This is a genomic window from Litchfieldia alkalitelluris, from assembly GCF_002019645.1.
GTDB classification, from domain to species: Bacteria; Bacillota; Bacilli; order Bacillales; family Bacillaceae_L; genus Litchfieldia; species Litchfieldia alkalitelluris.
The window spans coordinates 4,089,616-4,102,144 of record NZ_KV917374.1 but is presented as its reverse complement, the minus strand read 5'-3'; the positions used below and the strand labels follow the sequence as shown (position 1 = coordinate 4,102,144).

14 protein-coding genes and 1 riboswitch are annotated in these 12,529 nt (G+C 35.8%); of the genes, 12 read left to right on the top strand and 2 right to left on the bottom strand.

Going from position 1 to position 12,529, the window contains the following annotated elements:
* Nucleotides 1-15 precede the first annotated feature (15 nt).
* Nucleotides 16-1,221: a DUF418 domain-containing protein gene (locus BK579_RS19125; protein ID WP_235848471.1), complete on the top strand. Its 1,206-nt coding sequence runs from the start codon at nucleotides 16-18 to the stop codon at nucleotides 1,219-1,221.
* A gap of 119 nt (nucleotides 1,222-1,340) precedes the next feature.
* On the opposite strand, the gene BK579_RS19120 is transcribed toward BK579_RS19125, so the two are convergent.
* Nucleotides 1,341-1,517: an aspartyl-phosphate phosphatase Spo0E family protein gene (locus tag BK579_RS19120; protein WP_139365124.1), complete on the bottom strand. Its 177-nt coding sequence runs from the start codon at nucleotides 1,515-1,517 to the stop codon at nucleotides 1,341-1,343.
* A gap of 384 nt (nucleotides 1,518-1,901) precedes the next feature.
* A riboswitch (cyclic di-GMP riboswitch) is annotated at nucleotides 1,902-1,989 on the top strand.
* A gap of 151 nt (nucleotides 1,990-2,140) precedes the next feature.
* On the opposite strand from BK579_RS19120, the gene BK579_RS19115 reads away from it, so the two are divergent.
* The 11 genes from BK579_RS19115 (at nucleotide 2,141) to BK579_RS19065 (ending at nucleotide 10,488) form a co-directional block, all read left to right on the top strand.
* Entirely contained in the window at nucleotides 2,141-2,482 is a 342-nt protein-coding gene (locus BK579_RS19115) for a DUF192 domain-containing protein (protein WP_078548224.1), read from the top strand.
* A gap of 25 nt (nucleotides 2,483-2,507) precedes the next feature.
* A complete protein-coding gene (locus BK579_RS19110) occupies nucleotides 2,508-2,699 on the top strand; it encodes a Flp family type IVb pilin (RefSeq protein WP_078548222.1) in 192 nt (63 codons plus the stop codon).
* A 135-nt stretch (nucleotides 2,700-2,834) separates the two neighbouring features.
* Nucleotides 2,835-3,350 carry an A24 family peptidase gene (locus BK579_RS19105; protein ID WP_078548220.1) on the top strand — a complete coding sequence of 172 codons (516 nt, stop codon included), beginning with the start codon at nucleotides 2,835-2,837 and terminating at the stop codon, nucleotides 3,348-3,350.
* A complete protein-coding gene (locus BK579_RS19100; RefSeq protein WP_139365123.1) occupies nucleotides 3,347-3,730 on the top strand; it encodes a TadE/TadG family type IV pilus assembly protein in 384 nt (127 codons plus the stop codon). The genes BK579_RS19105 and BK579_RS19100 overlap by 4 nt, the downstream gene beginning before the upstream one ends.
* Nucleotides 3,731-3,737: 7 nt before the next feature.
* Complete coding sequence (locus BK579_RS19095; RefSeq protein ID WP_235848470.1) at nucleotides 3,738-4,631, top strand: pilus assembly protein TadG-related protein; 894 nt, start codon at nucleotides 3,738-3,740, stop codon at nucleotides 4,629-4,631.
* A gap of 37 nt (nucleotides 4,632-4,668) precedes the next feature.
* Nucleotides 4,669-5,334: a Flp pilus assembly protein CpaB gene (cpaB, locus tag BK579_RS19090; protein ID WP_204524738.1), complete on the top strand. Its 666-nt coding sequence runs from the start codon at nucleotides 4,669-4,671 to the stop codon at nucleotides 5,332-5,334.
* Nucleotides 5,335-5,367: 33 nt separating this feature from the next.
* On the top strand, nucleotides 5,368-6,198 hold the full coding sequence (locus BK579_RS19085; protein WP_078548216.1) for a CpaE/TadZ family protein: 831 nt from the start codon (nucleotides 5,368-5,370) through the stop codon (nucleotides 6,196-6,198).
* Complete coding sequence (locus BK579_RS19080) at nucleotides 6,195-7,604, top strand: TadA family conjugal transfer-associated ATPase (RefSeq protein WP_078548214.1); 1,410 nt, start codon at nucleotides 6,195-6,197, stop codon at nucleotides 7,602-7,604. The genes BK579_RS19085 and BK579_RS19080 overlap by 4 nt, the downstream gene beginning before the upstream one ends.
* Nucleotides 7,605-7,607: 3 nt before the next feature.
* Complete coding sequence (locus tag BK579_RS19075) at nucleotides 7,608-8,570, top strand: type II secretion system F family protein (protein WP_078548212.1); 963 nt, start codon at nucleotides 7,608-7,610, stop codon at nucleotides 8,568-8,570.
* Nucleotides 8,571-8,575: 5 nt separating this feature from the next.
* Nucleotides 8,576-9,493 carry a type II secretion system F family protein gene (locus tag BK579_RS19070; RefSeq protein ID WP_235848469.1) on the top strand — a complete coding sequence of 306 codons (918 nt, stop codon included), beginning with the start codon at nucleotides 8,576-8,578 and terminating at the stop codon, nucleotides 9,491-9,493.
* 95 nt (nucleotides 9,494-9,588) lie between these two features.
* Nucleotides 9,589-10,488, top strand: coding sequence for a fumarylacetoacetate hydrolase family protein (locus tag BK579_RS19065; RefSeq protein WP_078548210.1), 900 nt, complete (start codon nucleotides 9,589-9,591; stop codon nucleotides 10,486-10,488).
* 666 nt (nucleotides 10,489-11,154) lie between these two features.
* Here BK579_RS19065 and BK579_RS19060 read toward each other — a convergent pair.
* Nucleotides 11,155-12,345: an ornithine--oxo-acid transaminase gene (locus BK579_RS19060; protein ID WP_078548208.1), complete on the bottom strand. Its 1,191-nt coding sequence runs from the start codon at nucleotides 12,343-12,345 to the stop codon at nucleotides 11,155-11,157.
* Nucleotides 12,346-12,529: the final 184 nt, after the last annotated feature.

Below are 12,529 nucleotides of genomic sequence, written 5' to 3'. Positions count from 1 at the left end.
TTGGGATGTGATGTATTGAAGGAAACTAGTCTTACACCTATTGCTCCAATAGAACGAATACATGCGATAGATATAATTAGAGGTTTTTCAATATTTGGTATTTTCTTAGTAAATATGCTTTCATTTCATTCTCCGATGCTTTATATAAATCCGGAGAAATGGTGGACGGACAGCGTGGACATTTACACATTAGGTTTTATTGATCTGTTTGCTCAAGCTAATTTTTATACGCTATTTTCATTCTTGTTTGGTTTTGGTCTAGTGATCTTTCATCAACGAGTCAAGCAAAAGGGATATTCTTTTGCTCCCCTTATTTCAAGAAGATTAGCTGTGTTGTTACTTTTTGGCTGTATTCATGCATTTCTAATTTGGCATGGTGATATATTGATATCCTATGCGATTATAGGTGCGATATGTCTCTTCTTTCTACGTGTTAGGCCTATCACACTACTTGTGACTGCTTTACTATTGATTTTTGTTCCATCGTTTTTGTTTTTCAGTTTCTTGCTGTTAGCGTATATGTTAGAGCCTGAAATGATGTCAATACCACATTCACAGGATTTAGCACTTCAGACGACCGAAGTTTATCACGCAGGGTCATTTCTAGAGATTACCATTCAGAGAATGAACGATTGGTATTATGTAAATAATTTAGAAAATGGTGTCTTTTTAGTATTAACCTTATTACCGATGTTTCTATTAGGTGCCTTTATTGCTAAGAAAGACTGGTTTTCTAATAATGATCATCAGAAGGCCGTTCGTAGAATGTGGTTGATATCGGGAATGATCGCTATTGTATTTAAGATGGTTCCATATGTAGCAGATAAAAACTTGGCAACCGAGTATTTACAAGATAGTATCGGTGGCCCTGCCGTAGCCCTGTTTTATGCATCATCTATTGTCTTACTTGTCCGGAATAAGAAATGGAGGAAAGTATTAACTCCATTTGCCCATGTGGGTAAGTTATCATTAAGTAATTATTTACTTCAATCATTGATTTGTACGATGATATTTTATAGCTATGGATTGGGGTATTATGGTCAAATTACCCCGTTTGAAGGATTAATTATGACAATTGTAATCTACTTATTACAAGTCCTTCTTAGTAAGTGGTGGTTAAATAACTATCTGTATGGTCCTGTAGAATGGCTCTGGAGAACACTGACTTATGCTAAAAGGCAGCCGATGAAAAATAGGAGGACTAGTCCTAGTAGTCAATAAGAATTCAGTGACTTGCAGATTAGCGGATACCCTGAGATCTACCTGGCAAAAAAACGCTTCAATAGACGTAAATAAAAAAGAGGCATTTCAAACTGAATTCGTTTGGAATGCCTCTTTGATTAATTTGTCATTTCATATTGCTCAGTTTCCTGTATCGATGTTTGCTGATGGAGATTAATTAAACGATCCAATTCTTGGCTACAGCGGACTGTTACTTTTGCAGTAAACCCATGTTCCTTGGCTAGCAATATCATTTCCGTTCTTTTATTTTCAATTATAAATTTAAGGTTATACATGGGCATATCTCCAATTTCGATAAGTTCTGGACCACTGAATGAATTTTCTTTTAGAAAGTTAGTAATATTATACCTTCATTTTCATGAAAAAAAACATTTTCGCTAAAACAAGCTAGAATATTACAACTTGGACCATTTTTCAACAAAACTCCCTATGTAAATTGACCTACATCACCTATACGAAGTGAAAGTGTATTTTATGGGGGTCGAAAAATATGCCGATAATCGTGACTTTAGAAAGAAGTATATCAAATGACATAGGAAAAAGGATATAGATATCTAGGTTTTTATTTTCAAAAAAATTAAGTATTCTGACGGATATTGTAGATGCAAGAAATAATTTATCATAAAAATAAGAGTTCAGTCGAAATGAATAAAGCTGTTTCTCGATAAAGGCAAAACTGGCGAAAGCCAGTGACGCAAAGCTATAGGGGCTTAAGTGTTAAATACACAAAGCTAGCCAGTTACCGAAAGATCAGGGAGTATTATAATAGTTTTCTTTAAAGTGAAATTGAAGTTTCGAATGGAGCTTATAATCTTACTTTTTTAGCAAACTATTATGAAACTAGCTAACCCCCCTTTCGGTAAAGGCGGGGTTATTCTATTATGTTGGAGGTGAAACGTTGGAGCTGTATAACCTGAGTAATCAAACAGTAATAGCAGATAATGTTGGTAGAGCATATTCGTTCATTAAGAGATTAAAAGGCTTAATGTTTACGAAAACACTCAACTCAGGAACAGGATTACACATTAAACCCTGTCTATCCGTTCACACTTTTTTTATGAAGTATCCAATTGATATTCTTTATCTTAATCAAAACAATGAGATTGTTGCTTTGGATCAAGCAATGAGTCCAGGAAAAGTAGGCAAGGTATATCGAGATGTTCAATCTGTTATTGAATTGCCTGCTGGAACAATCGAACAAATGAAAATAGAAATCAATCAAATTATCAAGTTAACTTGATAATAAAAAAAGGGAGAGATTAAAGATGATGAACAAATTAAAAGCACTAGTAATTGAAGAACAAGGACAAGGGATGACAGAGTATGGATTAGTATTAGGTGTTCTTGCAGTAGGAGTGGTTGGACTTTTAGTTACTTTCCGCGGACAAATTGTAACATTGTTTACTAACGTGACAACAGCTATAACACAATCTTTAGGTGGAACAACAACACCATAAGAAGAGTAATAGTTAAAATGAGCTGATTCATTTCTGTGTTTATTAGTTTGGTAGTATGAACAAGCTATCCTAGCACATAGGTGGTCAGTTCTTTTTTATAACAAGACTAAGTGTCTAAGGAGGGCGTGAGCTAGAGTGATCAATTATTTATTGTTTGTTATCCTATGTGTCTGTGTGTTAACTGATCTAAAAAGTCGTAAAATCTATAATGTGGTGACCTTTCCAGCTTACATTCTTGCGCTAGTTTTAAATGCCCTACTTAATGGTTGGTCAGGAATTGCTTTTAGTTTAATGGGTTTTCTCTGTGGCTTTGCCCTACTTTTGATTCCATATCTGATGGGCGGCATGGGTGCTGGAGATGTGAAATTGTTGGCATTAATCGGTGCATTAAAGGGAGCGTCATTTGTATTAATCACTTCAATTTATATGGCAATTATTGGAGGGTTGATCGGACTACTCATTTTACTGTTTCGAAAAGGAGTATTTACGATGTTGAAGTCAATTTTTATCTCTATATGTGGCATCAGATATGGTTTGAAAATTCCGATTTGGATTGATAAAGACGGATTGCAAAAAACGTATCCTTATGGAGTAGCTATTGCGGGAGGAGCAGTTTTGACATTTATATTAGATGGAGTGATTTTGAAGTGAAAAGCAGTGAGTCAGGTCAGTCATTAGTAGAAATGGCATTAGTTGTTCCAGTTCTTCTCATTTTACTTGTGGGAATCTTTGATTTTGGTAGACTTCTTTATGCATATAGTTACCTTCATTTCACAACACAAGAAACGGTAAGGTTAGGTGGATTAGGAAATACCGATGATGAGATGATCCTGTTTGCAAAAAATCACTTTCGTGCAGGTGAGGCTTCAAACATGACTGTTGAAATTTCTCCGAATACTGTAGATAGGAAATCGGGTGATTATGTGACAGTCAAGTTAAGTTATCCAGTAGATATGAACGTTCCGTTTCTAGATACAATTATTCCATCTGGTTATGTGTTATCTGCTAATTCAACAATCAGGGTTGAGTGAGGTAATCATGAAAAAAATAGTAAAGAAGCAAGATGGTAATGTATTAGTTCTAACTTCGTTATCTTTTATTGTTTTGCTCTTAATGACAGGATTAGTTATAGATGGCGGTATGTTATTTATGACAAAAAGTCATCTTCAAAAAGTAGCAAATGCTGCAGTACTTTCAGGTGGACAAGAATTGCCATATGAAGAAAATCAGGTACGGACAGTGATCAATCATATAATGACTGCACACAACGAAGCTGACTCGTTGGAAGAAGTCTACATAGAGCCGAATCATAAAATAAGAGTACAACTAGTGAAACCAGTGAAGCTGAACTTTTTAAGACTCCTAGGTATCGAACATATAGATGTAAGAGCAAAGGCGACAGCCAGACTAGGAGTAATGGGGAGAGCAGTAGGTGTCGCACCTCTAGGGATAGATGAATCCATTCCATTAGAGTTTGGGAAGTCCTATAGCTTAAAGGTTTCCTCTGATAGTGTGGACACAGGGAATTTTGGAATATTTGCATTAGAAGCACCTGGAGCAAGTACTTATGAAGATAACTTACGTAATGGTTATCAAGCTGAATTAAAGGTTGGAGATATTGTAGATACTCAAACTGGTAATGTAGCAGGGAAAACTCAAACAGTTATTAATGAGAAAGTGAATAGCTGTAGTGATATGTATCAGAGAGATTGTTCAAGAGTCATACTAGTTATCGTATATAAACCCTATAACCAGGTTACAAACCAATTAAAGCAGGTGGAAGTCACAGGGTTTGCTTATTTTTATGTAACTGAGCAGATGAGTAATAATGACACTTCCATTACTGGTGTTTTTATAAAAAAAGCGGATACTGGGTTTGAATTTTCAAATGCTCAAAATAAAGGAGCATACATCGTTAGATTATCTGAATAGGTAGGTGTAGCTGTTGAGATCAAAATTTATTTTACTATTGGCTTTAATAATGGGAATGATAACAACTCTATTATTTTTCGTATACATAAATCAACAAGATAAAGCTGTAGATGTTCAAACAGAACCACTTGTCACAGCTGTGATTGCTAAAGAAAAGATTAACATCAACCAAGTAATTACGAGGGACATGCTTTCAACTATAAACGTATCAGAAAAAGAGCTGCATCCTTTAACTGTGAGAGATGTAAAAGAAATTGAAGGGACTTTTGCAACAGCTAACATCGAGAAGGATGAAGTTCTTCTGAATCATCGCTTTAAAACTGAGAAAGAAGAGATTGATATCATTTCTAGAAAAATACAAGATGGCTATAGAGCTGTTTCAGTAGGGGTTAATTTTGTACAGTCTGTATCCAATTTAATCGAGCCTGAGGATTATGTGGACGTTGTTTTTAATGAGGCCGTCAAGCAAGGACAAGAAACAGTAATTAAAACTGAACAAATTATTACCAATGCTCGGGTTTTAGCGATCGGTAGAAAAATGGTTTCTAATGAAATAGAAGAAAGTGAATATGTTGAGTATAGCGCTGTGACCTTAGAATTGTCACCAAGTGATGGGCAAGTTTTGATAAATGCGTCAGAGAGAGGTACGATTTACTTAGTTTTAAATACTCGTCTGAAAACGAAGGAAGATGAAAAGCCATAATGTTTGAGATGTTTATGATTGGAGGTCAAGGTGATGGGCGAAGAGCAACTAACTGAAAAGAGAAAACGTGGAAAATTAATTGTAGTATGTAGTGCTAAGGGCGGAATAGGGAAGACACTATTAACTGTAAATCTATCAATTGCCATGTTTAAAAAAAATCTCTCACTCGCACTAGTTGATAGTGATCTCCAGTTTGGGGATATATCGCTAATGATGGACTTACACCCAACATTGACGATTAAAGATGTTATTGAAGAAATAGGTTCGGTAAATCCAGATTCAGTAATTACCTATCTTACAAGACATTCTTCAGGTGTTAAAGTATTGGTGGCACCTGATAGACCTGAGTATGCAGAATTAATAGACGCTAGCCACATGGGGAAAATAGTTGATTTATTACTTTATGAAAATGATTATGTCATGATTGATACAGGGGTAGGGTTAACAAATATCACCTTAGAATTAATTGAACAGGCTGATCAAGTAATCATTGTATCAAATTTAGAAATGACAACGTTAAAAAATACTAAATTAATGTTAGAAACACTAGATCAAATTGGGTTAAGAGAAAAAGTGAAACTTGTAATAAACCAAGTAAAAAATGACCATGTTATAAAACCTGAAGAAGCTATTAAGATGCTTGGTGCAGAGAGTTTATCGTTAATACCCCATAATGCTAAAGTTGCCACACAATCACTTAATTTAGGTGAACCGTTTGTTACCTGCCATTCTAAATCTGATCTTTCAAAGGCTGTCTTTAAACTTGCTGAAGAGCTAATCTCTGAACAAATTCTATATAAGCATAAACTGAAAAAAACTTCTTTTTTTCAAAGACTCTTAGGTAAGGAGAGTAAAAGTATATGAGTTTACTTAATAGGATTCAAGAAACAAAATCAAATAAACACCAAATAGATTCTCCTTCAAACGATACCGTTTTAGAAGCCAATTACCATCAACCTTTTAAAAAAGAGACTCAAGATCATTTAAAGAAGAAAGAAGTAAAGTCATTCTCAAATAGACATCGAGAACTAAAAGACAAGTTGCATAAAGTAATTCTACAAGAATTAAAGGAAAATCAAGCTGTAGAAGAAATCGTCCCGAAACTAGACGAACTAGCACAAGGAATTATTAATGAAAATGCAAGTATTTATGGAAACGTGAATCGAAAGCAGGTAGTTGACGAGCTAATCAATGACTTAACAGGATTTGGTCCAATTAATCCGTTGTTATTAGATGATGAAGTTTCTGAGGTCATGGTAAATGGTCCGAATCAAGTATATTGTGAAAGAAAAGGGAAACTGGTTTTAACAGATATCACTTTTCGTGATAATGAACATGTGATGAATGTGATTGAGAAAATTGTTGCGCCAATCGGAAGAAGGATTGATGAAAGTAGTCTGATGGTTGATGCAAGACTTCCTGATGGATCTCGAGTGAATGCAATTATTCCTCCACTTGCATTAAATGGTCCAACGATCACCATCCGTAAATTTTCAAAAGATCCTTTTCAAATTACTGACTTAATATCGTTTGGTACATTGTCTGAAGAAATGGCGGTATTTATCGATGCGTGTGTAAAGGCAAGATTAAACATTTTTGTTAGTGGAGGAACGGGTTCTGGTAAAACGACAACACTTAACGTGCTCTCTAATTTTATTCCAAACGACGAACGGATTGTAACGATTGAGGATGCAGCTGAACTACAACTTGGTCAGGAGCATGTTGTATCACTCGAATCTAGGCCAGCAAATATTGAGGGGAAAGGTGCCATTACGATAAGGGACCTTGTGAAAAACTCCCTGCGTATGAGGCCAGACCGAATTGTTATTGGGGAGGTTCGTGGATCAGAAGCACTTGATATGCTTCAAGCGATGAATACCGGTCATGATGGTTCATTAGCCACAGGACATTCAAATAGTCCTAGAGATATGATTGCTCGTTTAGAAACGATGGTCCTCCTTGCTGGTGTTGACTTGCCAGTAAAAGCGATTAGAGAACAAATCTCTGGGGCTATTGATTTAATTATCCAGCAAACCCGTTTAAAAGATGGTACAAGAAAAATTGTGAATATTACAGAGGTACAGGGACTAGAAGGGGATGTTATCGTTCTTCAAGATATTTTTTCTTTTAAGCAGGAATCAGTTACTAGTGAAGGAAAGGTCATTGGGAAACTCGCACCAACAGGAGTACGTCCTAAATTTTATGAACGTTTAGAAAATGCTGGGCAATACATACCACCAAGTGTATTTATTACTGAAGAGGGGTGGTAAGGGATGGAGTTGTTAATTGTCTGTTCCTTTTTTTGTTCTGCGGTTCTTTTTTTTACCTTTTTACTAAAAGTCTTGCACCAGAAAAAGGAAAAAGTCGAGAGAAGAGTTAAACGGTATTTAGAGCAATCCGAACCTGAAATACTTGAATCAAAAAAAAATAAATTTACACTACAATTCCGATTAGCAAAAGAGAATATCAGAAAACGACTTCAAAAGAAAAATAAAACAGCCAAGCTTGAGATCGAACTTTCTAGTGCTGGTTTACCTCTTAAGCCAGAAGAGTTTGTGATGTTTCAATGGATTGCTGGATCTCTTGGGGCAGGGATCTTGTATTTGGTGTTTAATCAAGTGTTTCTTGCACCCATAGGCGGAATTATTGGCATGTGTATTCCAAGAACCATTTTAAAAAGTAAACAGAAAAAACGCCTCCAAAAATTTAATGAAGTATTACCTGAAATGATTTCGACCATTGTTGGAGCTTTAAGAGCGGGATTTAGTTTCCCTCAAGCTCTAAAGTCAGTAATGGAAGAAGCTGAGTCTCCGCTAAAGGAAGAAATTGCAACAGTACTAAGAGAAATGCAGTACGGTACATCGATGGAAGATTCGTTAAATCACTTAAAAGAAAGAATGCCTAGTGAAGACTTGGATTTAATGATTGAAGCCATACTTATTCAACGACAAGTGGGAGGAAACTTAGCCACCATTTTAGAGAAAATTGTGGAGACTATTCGTGATCGAATAAAAATACAAGGGCAGATTCAAACGTTAACTGCACAGGGTAGGTTGTCAGGAATTGTGATCGGTCTTTTGCCGGTATTCTTAGGGGGGGCCTTATTTCTAATTGAACCTTCTTATATTGGTACTTTATTCACACATCCGATAGGAATCATATTAGTGATTATTGCGATTATTTCTTGTGCTATTGGATTTATGTTTATCCGAAAGCTTACCACAATTGAGGTGTAGGACAGTTGATTATATTTACTTATGTACTGATGATGTTATTAATAATACTAGGAAGCGTACGGTTTAGGAAAGAAAGGAAAAAGATAATAAATGATCGAATGGAGGCGATCTTTCAAACTACTCAATTAAATCACTCTGATGAGCTGACTAGAGAAAAGCCACCTTTTAGAAGTAGAGTGATAGAACCGCTTTTAAAAAAAATGCTACGAAGTTTCCAAAGAAAGATTACAGAAGAACAGGAAGCAGCTCTTGAAATAAAACTCCTAAGAGCAGGAAGTCCTTTTGGCTTAAAGCCAGTTGAATATAGAGTAGTTGAGATATTATTTATGATTGTTCTTCCTGTTTTATTTGGTGTTTATGGGTTATTAAATAGCTTTAGTTTTCTTGTTATTACAATCCTTATCGTATTTGGATTATTTGTTGGAAAGTGGTTTCCTAACTACTATTTGAACCTAAAATCAAAAACACGAGCAAAGCAGGCTATAAAGGAGCTTCCTGATTTTATGGACTTAGTAACTGTTAGTATTGAAGCTGGGCTAGGCTTTGATGCTGCCCTTTCAAAAGTGGTCCTTAAAAAGCAAGGTGTTCTTGCGACAGAATTTAATCGCTGCCTTGAGGAAATAAGATTAGGAAAAACAAGGAGAGAATCACTTTCTGGAGTGCGAAACCGACTTAATGTCGATGATATAAAATCATTGATAGGAAGTATTATTCAAGCAGAACAACTGGGTATAGGGATGGTTCAGATTTTGCGAGTACAATCAAATGAAATACGTCTAAGAAGAAAACAAAGAGCGGAAGAAGCAGCGATGAAGGCTCCTATTAAAATGTTATTCCCTTTAGTATTATTTATTTTTCCATGTTTATTTATTGTCCTTTTAGGTCCTGCTGTCATTCAAGTGATACAGACATTTAACAAATAGTTTCCTTGGTAAATAGTTGATCGTATCTTCATGAAGGGAATTCTACAACTTATAACGAATTAATATGGAATACTATACTTAGAGGTGATTCACGCATGAGATTTTTAACAGGATTAAAAGATAATCGGAGTTTTGTAGGGGTATTGAATGAACAATTATCAACAATTATAGATTTACAACTAGCTGAGAAAGCCTTACTTGGAACAAACACGATTCCAGACACACTCATTGAGTGCCTTAACCAAGAAATTCTTCTAGATACTGTGAAAGAGATTGATCGTTTGACAACCAATGATTCTAGTTACTGTTATCCACTTGATGAAGTGCAAATTCAAGCACCGATTCCGCGACCTGCTAAAAATATTTTTTGTGTAGGCAAAAATTATGCTGAGCATGCGATTGAAATGGGAAGTGAGGCAGATATACCAGAACATCTGATGTTATTTACAAAAGCTCCGACGTCTGTCATTGGACCGAATGGAACGATTTTATTGCATGAGGGGGTTACCTCTCAGCTGGATTATGAGGGAGAATTAGCAGTCGTTATTGGTAAAAAGGGAAGGGCTATTAAAAAAGAGGAAGCATTAGATTATGTATTCGGGTACACGATTTTAAACGATGTAACTGCTCGTGATCTTCAAAGTCGTCATAAACAATTTTTTATTGGGAAAAGTCTAGATGCATCTTGTCCAATGGGTCCATTTATTGCACATAAATCACTTATTGCTAATCCAAATCAGTTGAATTTGCAAACGAAGGTAAATGATGAGATAAGGCAAACAGGAAACACGTCGCAGTTTATATTTGATATAGAAACGGTTATTTCCACAATTTCTGCGGGAATGACACTTGAACCTGGTGATATCATTGCAACAGGAACTCCAGCGGGTGTAGGGAAGGGCTTTAAGCCACCACGATTCTTGAAAAATGGTGATGTGATTGAAATTACGATTGAAGGTTTAGGAACGTTGACAAATAAAGTTGGGGTTAACTAGAATGGCATCTTGACCCACTTCCAGTAAACACAAAGTCATATCCTTAATTGAGTAAGTAGCGATAAAAATAAGTGGAGATTTTTCCGTTAATTGCAGATTAGAACTCGTTTTGGGATAAATAGAGGGAGTTTTTCCGCCTATACATAGAAAAATTAATTATATTCACGTTTTTAAGTGTAATAAAGGGAATTTTTTCCTCTATTCCAGCTTATTTTCCGTGCAATTTTCTATTAAGGGAAATTACTTCCTTTATTTCTTAGATCAAAGTCCTAGCTTGATCCCCTAACCGATAAGAGCGAACTCTTACTGTCCTAGATTCAGGGACTGTAGTTTTTTATTACCCAGATAATAAAGGTCAATAAAGTTGGTACTCAAAACGGCACCACTACAAATGACAGCAGTTTTGACCCTCTCTTATGAATTGTGAAATATTGTCCTTCATAATAATAATTTCGATTGCTAAGTCAAAGTTAATTAGATTTTCGTAGAAACCTTGATAAATAAAGAAAAGGCGCTTGTCAGTGCATACGCCTTTTCTTGTGTCTTTTAATTAACGAACCCCTGTTACTTATAGAACAATCTCACTTCGTTTAGGCTTTAAGAAAAAATCTCAGTCAGCGCTCGTCATACGCTTGTCGCTGATAGGAGGGCGCATCAACACTTTTCTTATGATAAAACTTCTTTTACTTTATCAATGGCCCAGTCTAGATCTTCTTTAGAAATCACAAGTGGTGGGGCGAAACGTATAACCGTTTCATGTGTTTCTTTGCATAAAAGTCCTACTTCTTTTAATCTCTCGCAGTATGGGCGAGCCGCTTCTGTTAATTCAACACCGATAAACAGGCCACGTCCTCTCACTTCTTTGATGATTGGGTTAGGAATTTCACGAAGCTTTTCTTGCATATAGTTTCCAAGTTCATTAGAACGCTCAGCTAATTTTTCATCAATTAATACATCTAATGCAGCAATTGAAACAGCACAAGCAAGCGGATTTCCACCGAATGTTGAGCCATGCGATCCAGGATTAAATACGCCTAATACGTCTTTGTTTGCTGCTACACATGAGATTGGAAATACTCCGCCTCCAAGTGCTTTTCCTAAAATAAACATATCTGGATCAATATTTTCCCAATCACAAGCAAACATTTTACCAGAACGTCCTAGTCCTGCTTGGATTTCATCGGCAATATACAAAACATTTTCTTGCTTACATAAGTTGTATGCTTCAGTTAAATATCCTTCTCTAGGTATGTTAATTCCTGCTTCTCCTTGAATAGGTTCAAATATAAAGGCAGCAGTGTTTGGTGTAATCGCAGCTTTTAGTGCCTCAATATCACCGTATGGAATAACTTTGATTCCAGGAAGCATTGGCCCGAAACCACGCTTATATTCTTCACTGGAAGACATAGAAACAGCAGTCATTGTTCTCCCGTGAAAGTTGTCTTCACAGACAATAATTTCTGCCATATTATCTGCTACGCCTTTCACATCATAAGCCCAACGGCGAGCTGTCTTAACAGCTGTTTCTACAGCTTCTGCACCAGTATTCATTGGTAAGACCATATCTTTTTTAGTGAGCTTTGATACTTTTTCGTACCATGGGCCCAATTGGTCATTGTGAAATGCACGTGATGTTAATGTAATCTTATCTGCTTGGTCTTTTAAAGCTTGGATAATCTTAGGGTGACGGTGCCCTTGATTTACAGCAGAATAGGCACTAAGCATGTCCATATATTTATTTCCTTCTGGATCCTCTACCCAAACACCCTCTGCTTTTGAGATTACTATAGGAAGTGGGTGATAATTTTTTGCTCCAAATTGATCTGTTAAAGAAATAATTTCTTCGGTTTTATTCATATAAATGACCTCCGGTTACTGTTTTACCTATCATTTTGAAACATAAGTATGTATTGTTATATTATTAACAATAGCCTACAGTTGATTTTGAATCAACTCCTTAAATCCACCTAGGAGTATGCTCTAAAACATGTTTATACATTATTGTTGTAATTTTATAATTGAAAAAGTTAATAATGGTGTT